Source organism: Oleiphilus sp. HI0080 (genome assembly GCF_001635135.1).
In genome coordinates this window covers 1-22,885 of sequence record NZ_LWFU01000448.1, presented here as the reverse complement: position 1 = coordinate 22,885, position 22,885 = coordinate 1, and the positions used below count along the sequence as shown (strand labels likewise).

Below are 22,885 nucleotides of genomic sequence, written 5' to 3'. Positions count from 1 at the left end.
AATTAATACGACTAATAAAGTGATTTGATTATGACAGTAGCAATTGGCCTCGGCGTAGGCACTAAAAACACAAACGGCGAATGGCTAGAAGTACTTTTTCCCGCGCCGTTGTATCAACCTGAATCAGCAACGGCTCAAGGTCTTCGCGACGCGCTTGAGCTACCAACAGAAAATACCACACTCACCCTGAGTGACGATCAGCTCGCTAAGCTTGCGGAAACTCATTCGCTTGGCGAAGTTTCAGTGCAAGCAGAGAAGTTAAGCGGCTCCGTCAACCCAATTGCACTGGTCATTATTGAAGAAGACGGTACAGCATCTAGCACTCCTGAAGTGTACCTAAAACTTCATCTAATCTCGCATCGTTTAGTAAAACCTCATGGCATCAATCTGGACGGAATCTTCGGCTTGCTTCCGAACGTTGCTTGGACAAACAAAGGTGCCATCGATCTGGCCGAGTTACCACAACGTCAGCTAGCGGCGCGTATGCAGGGCGAATTGCTCGAAGTAAAATCGGTGGACAAGTTCCCTCAGATGACGGATTACGTCGTGCCGAGCGGCGTGCGAATCGCTGACACGTCACGCGTTCGTCTTGGCGCTTATATTGGCGAGGGCACGACGATCATGCACGAAGGCTTTGTGAACTTTAATGCAGGGACGGAGGGCACATCGATGGTCGAAGGCCGTATTTCAGCAGGTGTTATGGTTGGCAAAGGTTCGGATCTTGGTGGCGGCTGCTCTACCATGGGCACGCTCTCTGGCGGTGGAAACATTATTATTTCTGTCGGCGAAAGCAGCCTAATTGGCGCCAATGCTGGCATTGGTATTCCGCTTGGCGACCGCTGCACAGTAGAATCAGGCCTATATATAACAGCTGGCACGAAAGTTATTATGCTAGACGCAGAAGGAAACGATGTTGATGCAGTGAAGGCGCGGGACCTTGCAGGAAAACCTGACCTGCTATTCCGACGCAACTCGGTGAATGGTCGCGTTGAATGCCTAACCAACAAAACGGCAATCGAGCTCAACGAAGCGCTACACGCTAACAATTAAACCTGCACCGCAAAAAAAGGGAGGCACTCGCCTCCCTCAATACAAACGAATAGGCCATTTTAATGCCGGATACCACGACTCCAACCATCCAACTGACTCAGGAACTCATTCAGCAACCCTCCGTAACACCGGATGACAAAGGCTGCCAAGCGCTGTTAAAAGACCGATTAAAACCATTGGGTTTCCATTGCGAGACCATGCAGTTTGAAGAAGTGACCAACCTTTGGGCGCGCAAGGGCCGAAAATCGCCCGTTCTTTGTTTTGCTGGTCATACCGATGTCGTTCCAACAGGGCCAGAGTATCAGTGGCAGTATCCGCCGTTTGAAGCGCGTATTGAAGAAGGCCATATACATGGCCGTGGCACGGCTGACATGAAAGGTAGTCTCGCTGCCTTTATGGTGGCAACAGAGCGTTTTATCGAAAAGTACCCCGACCATGTCGGCTCCATCGCATATCTAATCACCAGTGACGAAGAAGGACCCGCAAAAAACGGTACCGTGAAGGTGATCGAAACTCTTGAGTCGCGCAAAGAAAAGATTGATTGGTGTTTAGTCGGCGAACCCTCAAGCACTAAACGCTTGGGTGATGTAATAAAAAATGGGCGCCGGGGCTCTTTGAATGCAAAGCTTAAGATAATCGGTAAGCAAGGCCATGTCGCCTACCCCCACTTAGCAGATAATCCGATTCACCGCGCGTCGAAGGCACTAGCAGAACTAAGCGAAATTGAGTGGGATCAGGGCAACGATTACTTTCCTGCAACAACGTTTCAGATCACAAACTTCCAATGCGGTACCGGAGCAACCAATGTAATACCGGGCGTTGGCGAGGTACTCTTTAACTTCCGCTATTGCACTGAAGTGACCGCCGAACAGCTAACCGAACGCACAGAGGCCATATTTGAGAAGCACGGTCTACAGTACGAAATCGAATGGAACCTAAGCGGTCGTCCCTTCCTCACGGAGGCCGGCCCGCTCGTCAATGCCGCGGTTGCATCCATTAAAGAGGTTTGCGATGTTGACGCGGAGCTTTCTACGAGCGGCGGAACCTCTGACGGTCGATTCATTGCGCCCACCGGAGCACAAGTACTCGAACTCGGCCCATTAAACGCAACAATTCATCAGGTAAACGAACACGTTAGCGTGCAAGATCTTAATGACTTAACAGAAGTATACGAGCGTATTTTGATCAAGCTATTGGCGCCTTAGGCCCACTTGAAATGAGTATGGCTCGCACTTCGGTTTTGCGTTGTCCGGTTTGTTCTGAAAACCTTGTTTCTGAGCAAAGGCAATTGCGCTGCGTCAACAATCATTGTTTTGATCAGGCGAAACAAGGTTATTTCAACCTCCTTCTTAATCAGGACAAAAATAGCAGTAAGCCGGGCGATACGGTTGAGATGGTGCAGGCGCGCAAGCGTTTCTTAGAGCTCGGGCATTATCAATCAATCACTCAGCGCTGTATTGAGCTGATCTTTGCCCACTGCAACGTCGTGCGCCGTTCAAAGACCAGCGTATCCGACAGTAGTTTAGAAAGCTCATTAGAGCGTTCAGCTGGCGCATCACTCGGGCAAAAACCGATCTTTCGATATTGTGATATTGCGTGTGGCGAAGGCTATTATACTCAGCATATTTACGCATCGTTGGCAGATTCGCTTGCGTCCACAACGCTCACCGCACTGGACATCTCAACACCAGCAATACGCTCTGGCGCCAAACGGGTAAAAGACGCCTTTTGGCTTGTTGGAAATGCATTTCGATTACCACTCCAAGATACAAGCCAAGACCTTATTACCCACTTGTTTTCTCGGCCATGCCCGGCAGAGGCCGCGCGAGTACTTAAACCAGATGGTGTTTTGATTGATGTTTCAGCTGGCACCAATCATCTTATAGAACTGAGAGAAAGCCTCTATCCTGACATAAAACAGAAAGCGGTAAGTACGGACAACCCATACGAGGAATTGTACTTTGAGGCAGCGAGGGAGGACCTTCACTTTTCTTTCACGTTGGACAAGAAGAGCGAGATTGAAGACTTGATAGGCATGACACCTCATACTTGGCGAGCGTCTCAGGAAAACATTAAGCAAACCGCAGCGAGAGGTTCCTTAGCGCTAACGGCAGACGTGACAATAAAAGCCTACAAACTAAAATGAACACCCATCACCCTTCGCAGAAATCAAAGATGAATGACAAAACTAGCAGCGCCATCACAAAAAAGCCTGTAGAACTTCGCTTCAAATTATTCTTTGTATCGAGCGCCTTACTGATGCTCGCCTTGTGCGGTCTTACCTACGTCGAATTTTATATGGATCCGTCCGTCAAACAGGAAATGCTTGGTCTTATCTCTCTTTGCCTTGGCGCAATAGCGGGCGTCGGTGTCATCATCGCTTATATTACGATTCTCTGGAGCCGGCTCAAACGATTTTTCAACCATGAAGGACGACAATGACAACGCATAATAATACGCAACCCGACGTCGAGATCTACATCAAGAGTCTTGAAAACGATCAACTGTTAGCCTGGCTAAGCGACGCATTTGTCATTGAGGATGAGTCTGCTTTAAGTTACATCGATATGAGTAAAGCGCGCTCATATACAATCAAGCTTACGTACAGAGGAGCGCCACTAGAGGTTTCGATCACACCATGTGCAGCAGGAAAAGCATATACAAGCATTTGGTTTAAAAGCCAACATACGCCATGGGAAAGCGATCTAGCATGTGCAGAATCGGCACTTTCGCACATTGATACAGAAGTACGTTGCTCAGCAGAGAGCTGGGCTGAAGAAGAGCCAGAATTCAGTGAAAAATGGTGGCGGATAACCCGAAGTGAACGTGAGCTGGTCGTCTGGGGCTAGATGCTGTCACCGAGCCGAGTCAGACAGCTAAGGCAGCTAAGGCGAGTGTGTATAAAAAAGAATAAAAGCGCGGCTAATCGAACCACAACCACAACCACAAATAGAAAAGTTGAACAAAAGCCATCTTGCTTAGCCAGTGTTCAACTTTATATTGCGACAAGCACTTATTTTACGACAGACACGTTATCGGCTTGTTTTCCTTTTTCACCCATTGAGGTATCGAAACGCACGCTTTGGCCTTGACGGAGGCTTCGGCGACCGTGCCCTTGAATCGAGCGGAAGTGTACAAAAATGTCGTCCCCGTCTTCGGTTGTAATAAAGCCAAAACCCTTATTAACGTTAAACCATTTGACCGTACCAAACGTCTGGCCTTCATCGCCTGTTGCAACAGCTTGAGATTGTTTTCTGGCACCAGCCTTTGGACGGCTGCTCGTAGCGCCGCGACGCTCGCTATCGAAGAATAGGCTAGCGATAACCGATGACACAACGAACATTAAAAATGCAGCGAAATAAAACGCCACGCCGTTGTCAGTTTTCAAAAATTCGATCGCTGATTTTTCAGAAGTAAATACGTCTAGACGTGACCCAGCGAGAAAAATTAAGAAAGGAAACGGAAGTGCAACAATGGCACTAATCGTTATCTTTTTGAACATGATATTGTCTCTTTAAGAATTGTTAGTATTGTAAGTGTTGAGCTACGGATGGATGGTAGCAAGTTTACTGCTTGTCAAAGCCGCTACATTGAAGCATAAACGCACCGCATATAAAACACTGTCGTGCTTCTTTTGATCATCTTGCCGTATCAGGAATCTCAACACTAATTCACGTACCCAACGCTGACATTTGTTATAACATTTTTCGCAGTCGAATTTGCTCCAATTAGGGAATGAGAAAATAAGCTATGCCTCTATATCGCCTTCTTTATGCCGTCTTGGTTTCAACGCTTTCGCTCTTTTGGAGTGCCGCACATGCAATCGAGCACTTTGACGCCTTTGAAGATTGGCATACCAAAAAGTCCGAATACGCGAGCGTGACCTACCCTGAAGGATACGAGGTACTTGCGAACCGCTCGCTCGAGATTGTTGATGCTGTTATCCCTCAGCTCAGTCAATTTCTTGATTGGAAACCGGAGTCGACAGTGCAGATCGTCCTCTCAAATGAGACTGATCGGGCAAATGGATATGCAACACCCGCACCGTACAACAGAAGCGTACTCTACGCGACGTTACCCAGCGGAGTGTCAGAGCTTCAAGATTACGGAGAGTGGTTTGATTTCCTCATTCTTCATGAAATGACACACATTGTTCATTTAGATAAAGCGCGCGATTGGTCTTACGCGCCACGCTACGTGTTTGGTCGCAACGTGTTTACCTTTTCGAACCTGTTTCAGCCGAACTTCTTTAAAGAGGGGCTCGCTACGTATGTCGAGACTTCTTGGGATCACCACACTGGGAGAGGGCAAAGTGCATTTTTCAACATGATGTTGCGTAGCGAGGTCGCTTCAGGGCTATTACCTTTAGGGAAGGTGCAGCAAACTACGCGCCATTGGCCACTCAACAAAGCGTATACCTACGGCTTTCCTTTCTACCAGTTTTTAGATGAGCGATATGGCATTGATGCGTTAACCGGTTATATCGATACCACAAGCGGACAACTCGTGCCTTTCGTTGTCGACCGTCCTGCAAGACATAATACCGACGCAACCGGGCTTGAAGATCTGTGGTTGGAATATATGCAGTGGGTTGAAGAGCGGTATCAAGGTCAACTTGCTGCGCTTGAAGGAACGACAACGCCCTTCAGCAAAATTAGCGAGAACGGTTATTTTAACATTAGCCCCAAGGTGGATGCAGCGGGCAATATTTACTACGCCGCTTTCGACCCTTATGGGCCCAGCTATATAACGCAAGTCGATGGTGCGGGAACGAAGCGTCCGCTCGTTCGGGTGAAATCAAATGCAAACATCATTGCGGTCGATGAAGAGCATCTATGGTACATCCAACAGTCGCCTTGCACACACGTCACTTACAGCTCAGACCTCTACCGCTATAACTTAAAAACAGGACAGAGCGAGAAAGTGACCAAGTGCGGACATTACACCGATGGCGTAATACTGAATGATCGTTTCCTTGGCGTTAAAGTGCTGCATGCTCAACGCTCTATCGTCGAGGTCGATTTGAACGCAAAAGTCGAAACTACCATTTTTGAGGCCGCGAACTTCGACAACATCGGATCTCTGATCGCGATCAACGACGATACCCTCGCCTTTACATACAAGGCGGGCGCTTCGAAATGGTCTGTTCGCAGCTTGGATCTGAACACCGGAAAGAGCGATACGATCCTCGAAAGCCCAATAGATAACTACTTTGCCATTGAGTCAGGCAGGCCATCCGACAACTCGACTGAACACTTCATCGTGACGAGTGATAAAGACGGATTAATCGAACTTTGGGAACTGGATCTAACGTCGAAGCAACTTCAGCCGCTCACTCGAAGCATCGGCGGTGCAAGTGACGGTCAATACGACGTAGCAAACGACCGATTAGTTTTTCGTAGCTACTCCGAGAATGGCTGGGATATCGCCGAGGCGCCATATAAGGTTCAGCGCTACAACAGCGAGAGCAAAGAGACCTCCTTAAGGCTAGCAAAACCTGGAAAAGGATTTGAGCTAGAGGCCAGCCCAGTACCAAAGGAAGCAGCAAACGCTCAACCAGTGACACAGACCTACTCCGCGCTCGAAACGGTCGCGCCAACAAGCTGGTTTTTTGGCTACCAAAACGACAATGCGCAAAACACGCTCTCTCTTGTTTTGTCTGGCCGCGATGCTTTGAATTTTCATAACTGGGGATTGGTGGTCGGTCGCGACTTTGAGAACGATGTGAACAAACTTCAAGCGTCATACACGCTCTATAACCACTTCACCGCACTCTACTCGAAAGACTATGACTACGCGCTTGGAGGCGCATCAGCACCACCCGAGTTTGTAGATAAAACCACTCTCCTGGAGGAGAACGAAAATATCGCGCTGCTCGCTCATACAGATATTCCTTTTGACTTTTCCAACCTCCGCATTATTGGAGGCGGTAATCAAGAACAACGGGCAGCCGATTATCTTCTCAACCCTGCACTCAATAACACTCTAACCGTAAATACAGTCGGACTTGCCGTGCAATACACCGACGCGAGTTATGCTCTCTATGGCATTAGCCCCTCGCACGGCAGAATACTGTCTATGAATTTGGAGCGAGATAAGCTAGAACGGGATTTTCAAGCTGCTAACACCGATAGTTCTGATGGCAATGTTTGGACGGTTGAATGGAACGAATATTTATCGTTATACAATGCCCACACGTTAGCACTTAGGGTGATGCAAGGCTATGCGGAGCAAGGCGCGGATGTATTCGACCTCGGCGACAGTCCGAGCAGTAGCCCCTTTGAGCAGGCGATCATTCATGGTCGAGATTACCCGTTGCGCGGCTACCCCGATAGGACTAGCGAGCTAGTGGGATACAAACCAGAAATATATTCGGCAGAATATCGATTTCCTATTGCTTACGTAGATCAGGGCCTAAGCAGCTGGCCAATTGGCTTGAATACAGTTTCGGGAGCCGTGTTTTACGAAGCGGGTAGCCCCAACCGCGGCAGTCGCATGTTCGATGCAGCCGGGTTTGAGCTCAATATTGGGGTCGACTTGGGTTATAGCACGCTCCCAGTCGCCACACGCTTCGGGGTTGCGGTGCCTTTTGACCGGACTAACGCTGCGCCGGATAAAGATACGAACATCTACTTCGGTTTTGGGTATCGTTTGTAAACCATTCCTTCAGCGAACACAGCCACTTTGTTTTAGCGCTTCAACTTGGCTTTCAGAGAGGCCGATTGAAGCCAAAACCTCATCGGTATTGGCACCCAGCCTCGCACCTGCTTTAGCCGCTCTTTTCCCGAAAGGAAGCGCTGAAGCGATTTGCTTAACACGCTGGCCATCGTCGAGTGTTGCATCGATAAACATATTTCGCGCTTGGTACTGAGGATGCTGTGCAGCTTCGTTTACACTGATAACAGGCTCTACACAGGCGTCTAACTTACCAAACACATTAATCCAATGTGCCTGATCATGCTCTAAGATTTTTTGGGCAATAGCCGAGCGGAGTTGCTCCTGCGTTTCAGGGCGCTGATCTGCGATTTTACTAAGCCAATCAGGCATACCCAGTGCTTGAAGCAAAGCCATCGCGAAATTTGGTTCAAGACTGCCAACAGACAAGTACTTGTGATCAGCCGTCTTGTAATAGTCATAAAAGAGTCCGCCATTCAGCATTTCAGAACCAAGATCCGGATCCTTGCCACTAACCAACGCACCTGCACCAAACATTGTGTTTAAGCTTAATGCGGCGTCCGCCATACTGATATCCAGATAAGCGCCTTTGCCCGTAGTCTGCCTCGCAAAAAGTGCCGCCAAAATAGACATCACAGCATGATGAGAGCCCCCAGCAATGTCTGCGATCTGGGTCGCGGAAAGAACCGGGCCGGTCTCTTTACGACCTGAATAACTCGCCAACCCAGATAGCGCAAGATAGTTGATGTCATGACCTGCCCTGGCTTTGTATGGACCGTTCTGACCATATCCCGTCACAGAGCAATAAACGACTTTTGGGTTTACGCTAGACAAGGCCTCGTAATCGAGGCCAAGTCGCGCCATAACACCTGGACGGAACTGCTCAACAACGATGTCGTAGCTCGGCACCAACTGCTCAATGATCTCCTTGGCTTGCGGGTTCTTGAGATCGATCGCAATCGACTTTTTATTTCGATTAATGGTCGCATGTGCGGCCGAGACCTTACTCTTGCCTTCGCCAACCATTGGCGGCATCAACTTTAGCAAGTCGGGGCGATTAGGCGCTTCTACACGTAGCACCTCTGCCCCCATATCGGCAAGAAGCTGCGTGGCATACGGGCCTGGAAGAAGTGTAGAAAAATCGAGAACACGAACGCCCTCTAACGGTAACGACATAAAGCACCCTTTTAGATTGAGAAAAAGAAAACAGGGTAAGAGGCGTGCTCTTACCCTGTTGACGATCGCTCTATTCTTATCGCTTTTTTAGACCATGCTACGCGCAATGATCAACTTCATGATTTCATTGGTACCCGCATAGATCTTTTGTACCCGAGCATCGGCATAAGCACGTGCTACCGGGTACTCCCACATATAACCATAACCACCATGCAACTGAAGACATTCGTCGATCACATCACACTGAATCTCAGTAGTCAGATATTTGATCTTCGCTGCCGTCACAACATCGAGTTTGCCTTCGATATGCAGCTCTAAACACTTATCAACAAACACGCGCGCCATAGTGAGCGTCGAAGACATTTCCGCCAGTTTGAACTGCGTGTTTTGAAACGCAGAAATCGGTTTACCAAACGCTTTGCGCTCTTTCACATAAGCCACTGTCTGATCAAAAATTGACTCGGCACTCGCGATCGCATTCAGTCCAACAGACAAACGCTCCTGCGGAAGCTCTTGCATTAAGTAGATGAAGCCCATGCCTTCTGCGCCCAACAGGTTTTCCTTAGGGACTTTGACATCCTGAAAGAATAACTCAGAGGTATCTTGCGCCTTCATTCCGATTTTTTCGAGGTTTGACCCTTTTTCAAAACCAGGCGAGTTTGCTTCAACAAGCAACAAGCTTGTACCTTTCGCACCGCCCTCGGGGTCAGTCTTCGCGACCACAATATACAGGTCGGCCAACTGTCCATTGGTGATGAAGGTTTTTGACCCATTCAGTACATAGTGATCGCCGTTAAGCACAGCATTGGTCTTAACGCCCTGTAAGTCAGAACCAGTCCCCGGTTCTGTCATTGCGATGGCCGTCACGATATCACCGTTGACACACCCTGGGAGGTACTTCTGCTTTTGTTCTTCAGAACCATATCGTTCGATGTAAGGCACAGCGATGTCAGAGTGGAGACCGAAGCCAACACCACTCAATCCAAGTTCAGCAACCACTTCATCCACAACCGCGTTATAACGGAAATCCGCACCTACACCGCCGTACTCTTCCGCAACCGTTGGTGATAAATAGCCCTGTCGCCCGGCTTTAGTCCATAGCTCTCGTGCAACGTGGCCATCTTTTTCCCATTGCGCGTGATACGGAACGGCCTCGTCTTCAAGAAACTTTTTCAGACTATCGCGAAACATTTCATGTTCAGATTCATAAACTGTACGTTTTATCATTGTTCTACCCCTTGATTAGTTTTAATCCGCGTCTTTGAATTCGTTACCTGAGGCCGCCATCTCTTTAAGTAATGCCGGTACCGCAAATCGTTCTCCATACGTTTCGTGCAACGCTTCCGCCCGCGCAACAAACTCGGTAATACCTGTTTGATTGATGAACTGTAAAATACCCCCGGTCCACACTGGGTAACCAATGCCCATAATCGAGCCAATATTGGCATCACGGACACTCGTCAAGACCTTCTCTTCCAGGCAGCGAACAGTCTCAATGGCTTGAATGTAGAGCAGCCGGTCTTGTAAATCTTTCAGTTCGAAGTCTGCTTGGCCACCAAATAGCTCAGGCAGCCCGTTCCATAAATGCTTTTTGCCATTTTTGGGATATTCGTAGAAGCCGCCGCCCGCCAGTTTTCCTGGACGACTTGCCTCAAGCATCTTATCGACAACCGCATCGGCGGGATGAGCGCGGTATGGCTTGCCCTCAGCTTCTAAGTCTTTGATCGTTTGATTACGGATCTTCTCCATTAACGTCATGCTTACTTCATCGGTCACAGCAAGTGGACTTACCGGGAAGCCTGAGAGAAATGCTGCGTTTTCGACCGCCGAAGGAGAGACACCCTCCCCTAACATCGCGATGCCCTCGTTCGCATACGTACCAAAGACGCGCGACGTATAAAATCCACGGCTATCGTTAACGACAATAGGCACCTTTGAAATCTGTTGAACGAAATCATATGCACGCGCGAGCGTCTCATCAGAGGTTTGCGCACCACAAATGATTTCGACCAATGGCATTTTGTCTACTGGCGAAAAGAAATGGAGGCCTATGAACTGTTCTGGACGAGCAGAGGCTTCTGCCAATCCGGTGATTGGTAAAGTGGATGTATTTGACGCGAAGACCCCACTCGCTTGCATTTGTGCCTCTGCTTCTTGAGTCACTTTTGCCTTTAATCCACGATCTTCAAAAACGGCTTCGATAATCATATCGCAACCGGCTAAATCTTCCGCGTTCTCGGTTGGATGGATAAGCGCGAGCGTTTCATTGCGCTTAGACGCACTCAATCGGCCACGTTTCACCTTCTTATCAAGAAGGTTCTCGCTGTACGCCTTACCCTTCTCGGCAGACTCAAGAGAGACATCTTTCAAAACGACTTCAATGCCACGCGTAGCAGCGGAATAGGCAATTCCCGCTCCCATCATGCCGGCACCCAAAACACCGAGTTTCGTGAACTTGGCCTTTTCGATACCTGCAGGACGAGCTGCCCCCGCATTGATTTCGTTTAGTTGATACCAGAAAGTGTTGATCATGTTCTTTGAAACCTGACCGCACACCAATTCAACGAAATATCGTGTTTCGATTCGCATCGCTGAATCGATATCAACTTGCAGACTTTCTACCATCACCGACAAGATTGCCTCAGGCGCAGGGAGCACACCTTTGGTTTTGTCTCGCATCATTGCAGGCGCAATCGGCAGCATTTTGGCTAGCGCTGGTGTACTCGGCTTCCCGCCAGGCACTTTATAGCCTTTGACATCATATGGTTGTTGCGCCTTGAGATTTGCCTTGATAAAAGAAGTCGCAGCATCGAGTAATTGGTCCTCGGTATCGACAATGTCGTGAATCAAGCCAAGCTCTTTGCCTTTCTCAGGTTTGAACTGCTTACCCTCGGTTAGGTAGGGCAACGCTGCTTGCAGACCGAGCAAGCGAGACATGCGAACGACACCGCCGCCTCCAGGCAATAAGCCCAGCGTCACTTCAGGTAGACCGAGCTTTACGCCTTCGCTTAAAGCGATGCGGTGGTGGCATGCAAGCGCCAATTCCCAACCACCGCCAAGAGCCGCACCATTGATACATGCAACAACCGGTTTGCCGCATGTCTCAAGGTAGCGCATAGCCACCTTGATGCTTTGAACCATGTCGTATAATTCTTTGGCATTTTCCCTTGTCGTAGCATACAAGTCGTCAAGATTTCCGCCCGCAAAAAACGTGGACTTATTTGAACGGAAAATAACACCTGCAAACTCGTCGGCCTTTAGCTTTTCTACGGCCGCGCACAAGGACTCAGTAAACTCTTGGTCCATTAAATTCGCACTAGAATTAGGCTTGTCCAAAATAAGATGGACGATATTGTCCTGATCTTTTTCGTAAATTACTGAACTCATTGTCTTCTCCTAATTCTTAAACGCGCTCGATGATCGTTGCGATACCCATACCACCACCAACACATAATGTTGCCAATCCAGTTTTCAAATCACGGGCCTCAAGCTCATCAAGCAAAGTCCCCAGAATCATTGCGCCCGTTGCACCAAGCGGGTGCCCCATGGCAATGGAGCCGCCATTCACGTTGACCTTTGCCTTATCGACACCCATCTCATCGATAAAGCGCATCACGACAGACGCAAACGCCTCGTTAACTTCGAACAAATCGATGTCATCAACACTCATGCCTGCAACTTTCAGCGCCTTGCGTGCTGAAGGCGCAGGACCTGTCAGCATAATTGTTGGATCAGTCCCTACCACAGCAGTTGCAACAACGCGGGCTCTAGGCTTCATCCCAAACTGCTCTCCCGCGGCCTTGCTTCCAATCAATACCGCGGCAGCGCCATCGACAATACCTGACGAATTGCCCGGAGAATGCACGTGATTAATTTGCTCAACCTGCGGATAACGCTTACGTGCAACACCATCAAAACCCATCTCACCCATCATCTGGAACGAGGCTTTTAGGGCGCCCAGTGTTTCTTTGGTGCTATCAGGGCGAATTAGCTCATCGTGGTCCAAAATGGTGATACCATTTCGGTCTACCACAGGCACCACAGATTTGTCGAAAGAGCCGCGTTCCCATGCTGCGGCCGCTTTTTTGTGCGACTCTGCGGCAAATGCATCAACATCCTCTCGCGTGTAACCACCCAAGGTTGCAATCAAATCTGCACCAATCCCTTGTGGCATAAAACCCGTATCAAAATTTGTTTCAGGATCCATCGCCCATGCGCCACCGTCACTCCCCATCGGGATACGAGACATAGACTCGACGCCACCGGCGACGACGAGGTTCTCCCAGCCAGAACGTACTTTCATGGCCGCGGTGTTTACGGCTTCAAGGCCTGATGCACAAAAACGATTCAACACCACTCCCGCTACATCTTCGTCCCAGCCAGCGGCGAGCGCAGCCGTTTTGGCGATATCTGCGCCTTGGTCTCCAACGGCTGTTACGCAGCCCATGACGATGTCATCTACCGCCGAGGTGTCAAAACCATTACGCGCTTGAAGCGTATTCAACAAATCAGACAGCAGGGTTACGGGTTTTACTTCGTGAAGGGCGCCGGTGGCTTTACCTTTGCCTCGAGGTGTGCGAATCGCATCAAAAATATAGGCTTCGTTTGTCATTATTGATCATCCTGTGTGTTCGGAAGCTAAGCGACAACGAATATATAGGAGTGAGATTTCCGCTCCATGATATTTGCTAACAATAGTGTTGATAATTTCTTGCACAACATGAAGGTGCGCACTGTGGAAGGTAAGTTATTGTTATTTGGATTAATTCTTTGTTAAGTGGCTACATAACGAGTCTAAGTTACCCGCTTGGAGATAGGCCTTTAGTCGCGATAAGAGGACGGGGAATTACCGGTCCACTTTTTAAAAGCCCGATTAAACGCCGCGGCCTCCGAGAAGCCTAAAGTATCGGATATTTGCTGAATGGTAAGCTCGCCATGCTCAAGCAGTTCTAACGCTTTCTCTCTGCGCAAACTATCTTTAATTTCCTGGAAGCTATGACCTTCCTCTTTCAAGCGGCGCCGAAGAGTATGCGTGGTTGAACCAAGCTTGTCTGCCACATCATCGAAAGTCAGCGTTGTGTGCCCCCAAGAGTCTGGGTCAGCCGCAGCGCTTGCATCATTCAAGACACGTCTCACTTGCGCCGTTACGCTGTCGTCGGCACGAAATTGGGTCAACAAAGACTGCGGCGCGTGATTGAGGAAATCCGTCAGAGCATAGCTGTCTTGTTTAATCGGTAAGGCCAGCATTCTTCGATTAAACGCAATGAGATTGCGTTTCTGAGAAAATACATGCCGACAGGGAAACATTAAATCGAACTCGTCCGCATATTCTGGCTTGTCGAATTGGAACTCAACACGATCAAGTAATAACGGCCTGTCTACCATCCAACATGAAAGTCGAACCCATATGATGAACATGGACGTTGTCAAAAATGCATCGTCGACATCCAAGGCATTGGACCACTCAAAGGCAAGGCGCGCTTCGTCACCCGACTCCTCAAGCTTGATCTTCAAATCATCACTAACCAGCGCGATAAATCGCGCGCTTCTCAACAATCCCCGCCGAAGGTTGCCAGCAGAAATGATCGCGTGACACATCATTGAAAAAGTACCTAGTTTCAGTGGATGGCTGAGAAAGCCACCACTCTCATCTTCCATGTGACGCCATAGGGTGATCAGAAAGCTACCCAGATCCTCAAGAGGAAAACGAGCGCCGCCATCCGAGGCCTCTAGCAGATGACACCATTCTGGAAGCCCTGCTTCATCACAGACCCTGCCTATATCAACCCCTCGAGCGCGCGGCGCGGCCAAAAGAGAGTCGATGAGCGCAAGTGGCAGAGAGTGTTGACGCTTCACGTTACTTAAACCGAGTGTCCAATGAGCTTACTTGTTAATGACTTGATATCTTCGACTACCATATAGTTTACCGGCACCAATAGTAAGGTAATCAAGGTGGCAAACAGAATTCCAAAACCGAGAGAGACAGCCATTGGTATTAAGAATTGCGCCTGCGTCGACTTTTCAAATAACAGGGGCATCAAGCCAATAAACGTCGTCAACGAAGTGAGAATAACAGGTCGAAATCGGGATGCGGCTGCCGAAGAAACCGTCTCATACAAATCTTTGCCCTCACTTCGCCTTTTATTAATAAAATCCACCAACACTAAGCTGTCATTTACGACAACGCCGATTAACGCCAACATGCCCAACAAACTGATGAGCGTCAGATCCATGCCCATGATCATATGGCCGCCAATCGCCCCGATGGCGCCAAAAGGAATCACAGACATCACAATGATCGGCTGAAAGTAAGACTTGAACGGGATCGCGAGCAAACAGTAGATCACAAACGCGATAAAGATCAGGCCATACTGCAAACTCCCGAATGACTGGCGCTGCTCTTTCGCCTCCCCCTCAAATTGATATTGCACATCAGGATATTGAGCGAGTAATTCGGCGATGTACTCGTTAAGTTCACGCTGAAGAACAAGCATATTGGTATTCTGCTTGTCTACATCGGCGCGCACGTTGACCGTTCTGTTTTGATCTATGCGAGAGATAGAAACTGGGCTCAGGTCGGGCGTCAACAGGGCAACCTCATCTAGAGGCACCCTATCTCCAGTTGGCGTGGTGATGAGTAAATCGCGCAGTGTCTTGGTGCTCTGTCGCTCCTGTAATGGGTAACGCAACATCACTTTAATATCGTCTTGTTCACGCTGAATGCGCTGAACCTCGAGACCATAGAATGCTTGGCGCACTTGGGATACCACCTGCTGGCGCGTCAAGCCAAGCACATAGGCCACCGATTTGAGCTCAATCTCATAGACTTGTTTACCAGCTGATAGCGTATCCTGTATATCAAACACACCTGGGTATTCTCTTAGCTTTTCTTTGACCTTATCTGCCACTGCACCAAGCGTATCAAAATTTTGACCGCGCAATTCAATATCAACCGGATCACTAACACGGCCAATCTCAGCTCGATAACTAATCGAATCGGCGCCTGGAATTTCGCCAACTAGCTGTCGCCATTCGTTCACCAATTCTCTACTGGTAATCTGCAAGGTACGATCTTCCGGAGGCGTAATCTCAAACATCACCCGCCCATAATTTGAACCTCTGCTACCGCCAGCAGAACCTGTCGTCGCCATGATATTTTCAACAACCGATTCGCCAGAATCAGGGTCGATATGGGTCGCTTGCAACGCTTGTGCTTGCCTAAGCATAAATTGCACATGCTTGTCCGTTACTTCTCCGGGTGTACCAGCAGGCATCGACAAAGACGCCCGCGCAACTTCGCTTTGTACTTTTGGGAAAAAGATAAATTTAAGCCAGCCGGTGCTTAAAAGTGTGCTAAGCACGATGAGAAGGCACACCGCAAAGGTGAGGCAGGCGTATCGGTATCGAATGACATTTCTTAAGAGTGGCTGATAATACGACAAAACGAAACGTTCAAACCCTGTCGCGAAGCGCTCCTGATAAACAAGTAATCGACCAAAACCCGTATTTGATGCGCTCGAATTTACTCGGATATTTTTAAGATGCGCAGGCAGAATAAGCTTGGATTCAATCAACGAGAACAAGAGAATCGGAATAACCACGACAGGAATCGCAGCAAACAACTGTCCGCGCACGCCTTCTATAAAGGCTATCGGAAGAAACGCCGCGATGGTTGTAAGAATGCCAAAGGTAACGGGGACAGCGACTTCTTTTGTGCCATTGATGGCTGCCTCGATCCCACTCTCCGATTTACGTAAGTGCGAATAGATATTTTCACCCGTGACAATCGCATCGTCGACAACAATACCTAGAATGACAATAAAGCCAAACAAGCTAATGATATTGATCGTCACACCAAACAATGGCATCACGAAAAACGCCCCCATGAACGACACAGGTATTCCAATACAAACCCAAAATGCGATTGCCGGCCTTAGGAATAGCGTGAGTAATAGCAAAACAAGAATGCCGCCTTGTATGGCGTTGTTCGTTAGTGTCTGTAAACGCTTCTTGACGATTTTTGAACGATCACGCCAAGTAGTGACCGTTAAAAACTGAGACGATTTGACGTCGTACTCCGCGACGTACTCTTTAACAATATCTGCAACATCAATGGCGCTCTCAGCACCAACCCTGTAAACCTCGATCAATGCCGCACGCTTCCCGTTAAAGCGAGTGATCGAAGAGACCTCCTCAAAGCCATCGATCACCGTGGCAACATCGCCAAGGCGAATTTTGCTGCCGTCTTTCGTGCTATCAATCACGATATCTTCGTAATCACCCTTGCCATACGCTTGGCCTGTTGAACGAAGTAAGACATCCCCTCCCGTCGTGCGCACCGTTCCTGCGGAGATATCGATCGAGTTTTCTCGAATCTTGCTCGCTAGATTTGCCAAGGTATAACCATAACGTTGAAGCGTTTCTTCGGATACCTGAATGAACACTTCGAATTCGCGAACGCCATCAAGCTCAACCTGACTAATCCCCTCCATCTGCAGCAAACCATCCCTTATCCGAGACGCTTCAAGGCGCAGCTCTCTTTCCGATAAGTCGCCGAAAACCGCAATACCGATCACCTCACGCTGACGCTTGGCGAGTGCGACGATTGGCCGCTCGGCATCTCCGGGCAGATTATTAATGCTGTCAACACGATTTTTAACATCAGAGAGCAGCGTTCTCGCATCGTATCGCTCGTCTACCTGAATAGAAACAGACGCAGAACCCTCGTTCGACGAACTGCTTAGCAGCTCAATACCTTCAAGGTCTTGAACAGCTTGCTCTACCTTGATCGCGACTGACTTTTCAATATCCGCTGGCAAGGCGCCCGGAACGGCAATGCTCACTTGAATAACGCGCGGCTCGACGGACGGAAATACTTCTAAGGGGATATTTAGCTTAAGCGATCCTAACCCGATGAGAACAATGGTGATCAACAACAGGTTGGCAGCAACACTATTACGAGCGAACCATTCAATCATTGGTCGGCCTTAATATGTATTCTGGTTCCGCTAGGTAGGCTTCCAAGGATCGTTGTGATTAATTCATCGCCTGGCGCGAGACCACTCTCAATAACACTTTTATCTGAAGTTCGGTGCAAGATTGTAACCGGGCGCTGAACTAGCTGATCTCGATCATCCCCTTCGACAACATACACATAGCTATCTTGATAAATAAGCTCGTTCTCAACGACAATCACGCCTTTGAGCTCTTGGCCGATTATACTTGCACTAACGTACTGGCCAGGTAAGAGAGCTGCTTTGTCTGCGCTCGAAAAAGGCCCATCAACATGCGCTACGATCGTTGCTTGTTGAGTAAGCGGGTCAAAGCTCGATTCCATGCGTTCATATCGAGCGAGCCAACGTTCGTTTGTTCTGGATAAGGTATTCACAAGCTCGATTTCTATCGGAGCCTTATCCGAAGCCCCTCCTTCATCGCCTCGCAACAAAAGTAAATCTGCCGCTTTTACCGGCAGACGTATCTCAGCGACACTGTCTGCGAAGCCGCGACCAAGTTCTTGCGTTGTATTCACGTACGCGCCCTGATCAACAGATACACTTCGGATAATACCGTCAAAACCCGCTTTAACTGCTGTTCGCTCTAAATCCTGCCTAGCAATCTCTACCGCAGTTTTTGCAGACTCCAATCGCGCCTCGGCAGATATGAGATGCGGCTTACGCAGCACGTAGTCTTTCGCTTTACCGTCGGGGCCTCGCTTCGCCCAATCACTCTCAGCCTGATCGGCTCGAGCACGTTCATCGGCAAGCGCTAGCATCGCAGCCGCATAATCGGCCCGCGCGTTCGCTAGCACCACTTGAAACTGAGAGCGATCCAGTTGCAGCAGAACCGTTTCCTTATCGACACGATTTCCATCCCGAAATTTGTCCGATTTTGAGATCACTTGCCCCGCAACCAGCGCGTGGATGCGGAAACTTTCCGCAGGCTCAATTGTCCCGAAAGATTGGACGACAACGGGGAAATTAGTTGGTTGCAACTTTCTCGCTTCGACCTGAAGCGCCCTGACACCCACAGACTCACCTCTCGCCGCACTTGGCGCAGAGCTCTTAAAAAATTGCAGTGAAACGTAGGTGATAAGTGCAATACCCAATATGAGCAACGCCTGCTTCATCTTACTTGGCCCTTTCGATAATTTGGGAATAAAAACCATGCGGAAAACAATAAAACGTTAATGGACTCGCCAAAACAAGATACCTTATGATCATAGGTTCGCGGTGCAGATGTTTACTATTTATCATCAGTATAAAGGTTAATGCTCTAAAAAAATAAACATACAGAAGAGAACAACTTCTTATGGCAGATCTCACGATTCGAAACCTCATATACTCTTCATTAGGCGTTGCTTTAGCCGCCTCTTATCTTTACGTTCACACTCAACCTGAGCCCTCAAAAAATACGCCCTTGGTTGCGAGTGACGAACATGTGGCGGCTAAGCAAACAGAAAAGAATAGTCAGAGCGCAGTTACCGTAAAACATACGCATGCTGCTATTTCCGCCAAAAACGATTAATCAAAAGGCTTGCCACCGCAAATCAAACGGTAAGAGAAGAATATCTACCGTAACGCCTGCCCTCTCCGTTATAATTCAGATTCAATCGAAGAAGTATTTCGGCGAATTTTATTCGTCGAGCTAATCCCTATGATGTACCTACGGTTAATCTACAATGCCCGACCACCAAGAGTTAGCGACAAAGCTTGAAGCCCTCGAGATAAAGCTCGCCTTCCAAGAAGATACCATTGATACACTGAATGCAATGGTCACTAAACAAGACAAAGAGATCCAAGAGCTTTGGTCTGCGAATAGATTGCTCAAACAAAGCCTCAACGAGATGAAGTCTGGAAGCGACGAAAATGATGGGCCGGAGCCACCACCGCCGCACTACTAATCGCAAAATTGTTTTGCCTAACCAGTGATCGCGTTTTTTAAACCCAAATACCTCTCAAGATTCAAAACACCGTGGTTTACAAGGCGCGGCGGGATCGATAATATTTTCGGTGCATGGATGCAGAACTAACGTCAGAGGAAGGAATCCCTGACAACATCGCAGTCGTTTCAATAGCGGACTGCTCTGCTCCATGTGTTTTCTCACATACATTACAAGGAGCAGTATATGTTCAATATAAAATCTTTTGTTTCTCTCGTTTTCGCAGCCGTGTTTGCAGTGTTATTTATGCAGGCATCTCTCACGCATGCCAACGAGCCAGAGCCCGCCATCGCCTCCGCACAACAGGTCAACATCAATACAGCAGATGCTGAGGCAATTGCTTCGACCTTAAAAGGAGTAGGTATGAAAAAAGCGCAGGCAATTATCAATTACCGCGAAACCTATGGCCCATTCCATGATATTGAGGAGCTGGCTGAGGTCAAAGGTATCGGCAAAAGTACCCTAGAGAAGAATGCGGGAATGGTTGTTGTAAAATAAGGGCTAAACCCAAAACGTAATAGATATAAACAGCCAAGCTCTACAGAATTTCCGGAGGCTTGGCTGTTCTACCCCATCGAAACAAATACTCAAAACACGCTTTGAGAACAAATAACCTAACTATTAAAAACTTTTTTTTTGGGGGGGGGATCAAAGGTATCTATCACCATCAAGCCATAGTCGAGGCCCTTGAGTTGAGGCGTCTTCACCGGTCATTGCAGCAACGCTTAAACCAACCATTCCAGCATAGATCAAACTTAACAACAGCACCGACACCTTAATCCCCAAACAGTTTGAAAGGCCATAAACTATTTTACTCTCGTCATTACTGCCTTGAGCGCGATGGATAGAACCGAGCACGATACCCCAACAAACAAATACTAGGGTTTGCGGAACTGGCATCACAAGAACACCAGATACTAAAGAATAAAGTAATCCCGCCAACCAGGATAAGAAAAACGCATCGCTACGCGAGTAAAAACCGACACGATACACATGAACAAAGTACAAACGCATTGTCCAGCCAACCATCAGCAGAGCGATGGCAACGGCAACTGCTCCCCACTCATATAGCATTTCGAGCAAGAAATTATGAGGATGACCTACACTACTGACACCCGATAGATCTGAATATAGGCCAGGACCAATGCCTAGAAGCAAATGACGCCACTGCAAATGATCAATAACCGATAACCATATCGGAAGCCTTCCCCCATCACTCAAATACTGGGCAGACACAGATGAAGCCTCGTCAAGCTGAAAGCCATTAAGCAGCCCATACGCAGATACAAACGCAACTAACGTATGCACTAACAGACCGACAAGAAGTCTTCTATTAAAAAAGAGCAGCGCGAACAGCATTAACGACCAGCACAATGCGATACCAAGACCACCACCAACGAACATTAACATCAGATTTGCGAACAAAATTAAGTGTGCGGCAACGGCTATGCGCTTTACGGTCAACAAATAACTTAACAGAGGGAGAACGAAAACCTGCGCCTGATTAAAAAAGCGGATGTTGTCGAAGCCAAAATAGACGATCGACGCTTTAATACTGTCTCCCTGAAACACCGCAAAACCAAGAAACAAGGTTGAATAAATGATAACACCAGAATGAAACACAACTACCAAGCACAGCACTAATGACGTAACACCCGCATCCAAAAAAACGGCCAAATATAGACAGGTGACGAAAAGCAGAGCGAACAACGTGACATACATTAGCGAGTTCACTATATCCGAACTTAACACTGCGGATATGCACCCAAAGCCAATCACTAACGCCATCATAGAAAATATTCGGGGCAACAACAGAGGCGAATCGGCTCTAGTAAATTGTTCAAACGATCTAGCACTAAAACAAAACAAAACCCCGACACAGCAGAGTAACATCGCTTGTGCTAAACGCTGACTATCATAAAAAGAATCAGAGATACTGAAAAAGAACTGAGATAATGATAAGAATAAAAAGGCGATAAAGCTTAAAACGAAGATCGCTTTTTGGAGAATCATAATAACTACTCTAAAAAAAAGGGCCCGTCAGGGCCCTTTTCTAATCCTTTAGATCGGATTAACTTTCTGTACACTCACCTGGACGGTACTTAGCATCCATTGCGGCAGGGATAGTACAACGCCAGTCACCATCAATACTTCGGTTAAGCGTAATCGTCTGGCCAAGAATCGAAACGTTCACGTTCTGAAGAGTACACGTAATCTGTCCTTCAACCGTTGCTGTTGGCTGAGTTACAGCTAGCGTGCAGTAAGACGTGCCAGCTGAGCCAATGTAGCCAATATCAGCTGGGTCAAGTGACACAGCTTCGCCTTGGTTTGCGATAACTTCGAACTGCGTTCGCAAAGGAGTGATTTCCGCAAGCGCCGCAGTTGTTTGTGAACGAATAGTGTAATCCTGATACGCAGGAATCGCGACTGCTGCCAAAATACCGATAATCGCAACTACGATCATCAATTCAATAAGGGTAAAACCTTGTTGTGCTGCTTTCTTCATAGAGTGCATGTTTTTCATTCTTTAAATCTCCGCTGATTAAATATAAAGACCGCTCGCTTTGCTTAACTTTTGTGTCGAAGAAAACTGCCTCCGACGTTTCGCTAAGTGAGCTCATCTTTGAACGTGAGCTTTGTTAAGCGCGTCTAACCTAACACTAGCAGAGGTCGTGCCAAGCGCAAGAAAATAATTTGTTTTGCTTATTCAACAATGACTTACCTCGCTTTTATAGCTTTCACTCGAACGAGCTAACTCCTCGCAGCTACCTACAAAGGACATACAAAAGTGTCAAATTTTGTCACTATCTGTTTATTTCGAGCGACATTGCATCGGTTTAACCACAGGAAAACCGCGCCTACCTTAAAATTCCTTTTAAAAACCGAAACTTGCTCTACACTTTTAATTAAATTCCTGCATATAAATACTGATGCGTTAAGTTCGATTGCTCGCATTTATAAGCAGAACAACTTAGCTAACTTATATTTGTATATAAATTCAGCGATTTAAATAAGACACAAGCAGCAAAGAGAAACGCATACGCA

Annotated in this window: 19 protein-coding genes; 9 read left to right on the top strand and 10 right to left on the bottom strand. The window is 47.9% G+C overall.

The genetic code is table 11. The features are described from left to right. The first annotated feature begins 30 nt into the window (after nucleotides 1-30). From dapD to A3751_RS08925, 5 genes are all read left to right on the top strand, one after another. Entirely contained in the window at nucleotides 31-1,050 is a 1,020-nt protein-coding gene (gene dapD, locus A3751_RS08945; protein WP_068454611.1) for a 2,3,4,5-tetrahydropyridine-2,6-dicarboxylate N-succinyltransferase, read from the top strand. 62 nt (nucleotides 1,051-1,112) lie between these two features. Beyond that, nucleotides 1,113-2,255 carry a succinyl-diaminopimelate desuccinylase gene (dapE, locus tag A3751_RS08940; protein ID WP_068454608.1) on the top strand — a complete coding sequence of 381 codons (1,143 nt, stop codon included), beginning with the start codon at nucleotides 1,113-1,115 and terminating at the stop codon, nucleotides 2,253-2,255. Nucleotides 2,256-2,272: 17 nt separating this feature from the next. Continuing rightward, nucleotides 2,273-3,196 (top strand): putative RNA methyltransferase, encoded by a 924-nt coding sequence (locus A3751_RS08935; RefSeq protein ID WP_068454605.1) that lies wholly within the window; start codon nucleotides 2,273-2,275, stop codon nucleotides 3,194-3,196. A gap of 29 nt (nucleotides 3,197-3,225) precedes the next feature. Beyond that, complete coding sequence (locus tag A3751_RS08930; RefSeq protein ID WP_156492345.1) at nucleotides 3,226-3,492, top strand: hypothetical protein; 267 nt, start codon at nucleotides 3,226-3,228, stop codon at nucleotides 3,490-3,492. After that, on the top strand, nucleotides 3,489-3,899 hold the full coding sequence (locus A3751_RS08925) for a hypothetical protein (RefSeq protein WP_068454599.1): 411 nt from the start codon (nucleotides 3,489-3,491) through the stop codon (nucleotides 3,897-3,899). Before A3751_RS08930 ends, A3751_RS08925 begins: the two co-directional genes overlap by 4 nt. A gap of 164 nt (nucleotides 3,900-4,063) precedes the next feature. On the opposite strand, the gene A3751_RS23775 is transcribed toward A3751_RS08925, so the two are convergent. Further along, on the bottom strand, nucleotides 4,064-4,552 hold the full coding sequence (locus A3751_RS23775) for a cold-shock protein (protein WP_068454596.1): 489 nt from the start codon (nucleotides 4,550-4,552) through the stop codon (nucleotides 4,064-4,066). Nucleotides 4,553-4,800: 248 nt separating this feature from the next. Between A3751_RS23775 and A3751_RS08915 the strand changes: the two genes are divergently transcribed. Beyond that, nucleotides 4,801-7,707, top strand: coding sequence for a hypothetical protein (locus A3751_RS08915; RefSeq protein ID WP_068454593.1), 2,907 nt, complete (start codon nucleotides 4,801-4,803; stop codon nucleotides 7,705-7,707). A 9-nt stretch (nucleotides 7,708-7,716) separates the two neighbouring features. On the opposite strand, the gene A3751_RS08910 is transcribed toward A3751_RS08915, so the two are convergent. From A3751_RS08910 to A3751_RS08880, 7 genes are all read right to left on the bottom strand, one after another. Further along, on the bottom strand, nucleotides 7,717-8,901 hold the full coding sequence (locus A3751_RS08910) for a CaiB/BaiF CoA-transferase family protein (protein WP_068454589.1): 1,185 nt from the start codon (nucleotides 8,899-8,901) through the stop codon (nucleotides 7,717-7,719). A gap of 87 nt (nucleotides 8,902-8,988) precedes the next feature. Next, nucleotides 8,989-10,128, bottom strand: a complete 1,140-nt coding sequence (locus A3751_RS08905) for an acyl-CoA dehydrogenase family protein (protein WP_068454586.1) — start codon at nucleotides 10,126-10,128, stop codon at nucleotides 8,989-8,991. 21 nt (nucleotides 10,129-10,149) lie between these two features. Then, on the bottom strand, nucleotides 10,150-12,288 hold the full coding sequence (locus A3751_RS08900) for a 3-hydroxyacyl-CoA dehydrogenase NAD-binding domain-containing protein (RefSeq protein WP_068454584.1): 2,139 nt from the start codon (nucleotides 12,286-12,288) through the stop codon (nucleotides 10,150-10,152). A gap of 16 nt (nucleotides 12,289-12,304) precedes the next feature. After that, on the bottom strand, nucleotides 12,305-13,513 hold the full coding sequence (locus tag A3751_RS08895) for an acetyl-CoA C-acetyltransferase (RefSeq protein WP_068454580.1): 1,209 nt from the start codon (nucleotides 13,511-13,513) through the stop codon (nucleotides 12,305-12,307). A gap of 209 nt (nucleotides 13,514-13,722) precedes the next feature. After that, nucleotides 13,723-14,757, bottom strand: a complete 1,035-nt coding sequence (locus A3751_RS08890; protein ID WP_082863134.1) for an AraC family transcriptional regulator — start codon at nucleotides 14,755-14,757, stop codon at nucleotides 13,723-13,725. A 5-nt stretch (nucleotides 14,758-14,762) separates the two neighbouring features. Next, the gene (locus tag A3751_RS08885) at nucleotides 14,763-17,879 is read right to left on the bottom strand and encodes an efflux RND transporter permease subunit (protein WP_068454577.1); all 3,117 of its coding nucleotides are present in this window, start codon (nucleotides 17,877-17,879) and stop codon (nucleotides 14,763-14,765) included. Beyond that, nucleotides 17,876-19,027: an efflux RND transporter periplasmic adaptor subunit gene (locus A3751_RS08880; RefSeq protein WP_068490441.1), complete on the bottom strand. Its 1,152-nt coding sequence runs from the start codon at nucleotides 19,025-19,027 to the stop codon at nucleotides 17,876-17,878. Before A3751_RS08880 ends, A3751_RS08885 begins: the two co-directional genes overlap by 4 nt. Nucleotides 19,028-19,209: 182 nt before the next feature. Between A3751_RS08880 and A3751_RS08875 the strand changes: the two genes are divergently transcribed. The 3 genes from A3751_RS08875 to A3751_RS08865 all read left to right on the top strand — a co-directional run bounded on the left by A3751_RS08875 (nucleotide 19,210) and on the right by A3751_RS08865 (nucleotide 20,338). Beyond that, entirely contained in the window at nucleotides 19,210-19,425 is a 216-nt protein-coding gene (locus A3751_RS08875) for a hypothetical protein (RefSeq protein ID WP_068454571.1), read from the top strand. A 154-nt stretch (nucleotides 19,426-19,579) separates the two neighbouring features. Continuing rightward, a complete protein-coding gene (locus A3751_RS08870; protein ID WP_068454568.1) occupies nucleotides 19,580-19,801 on the top strand; it encodes a SlyX family protein in 222 nt (73 codons plus the stop codon). A 225-nt stretch (nucleotides 19,802-20,026) separates the two neighbouring features. Continuing rightward, on the top strand, nucleotides 20,027-20,338 hold the full coding sequence (locus A3751_RS08865; protein ID WP_068454565.1) for a ComEA family DNA-binding protein: 312 nt from the start codon (nucleotides 20,027-20,029) through the stop codon (nucleotides 20,336-20,338). Between the two features lie 150 nt (nucleotides 20,339-20,488). On the opposite strand, the gene A3751_RS08860 is transcribed toward A3751_RS08865, so the two are convergent. Continuing rightward, entirely contained in the window at nucleotides 20,489-21,562 is a 1,074-nt protein-coding gene (locus tag A3751_RS08860; RefSeq protein ID WP_068542955.1) for an O-antigen ligase, read from the bottom strand. A 349-nt stretch (nucleotides 21,563-21,911) separates the two neighbouring features. After that, nucleotides 21,912-22,364 carry a pilin gene (locus A3751_RS23495; RefSeq protein ID WP_197466246.1) on the bottom strand — a complete coding sequence of 151 codons (453 nt, stop codon included), beginning with the start codon at nucleotides 22,362-22,364 and terminating at the stop codon, nucleotides 21,912-21,914. Nucleotides 22,365-22,885: the final 521 nt, after the last annotated feature.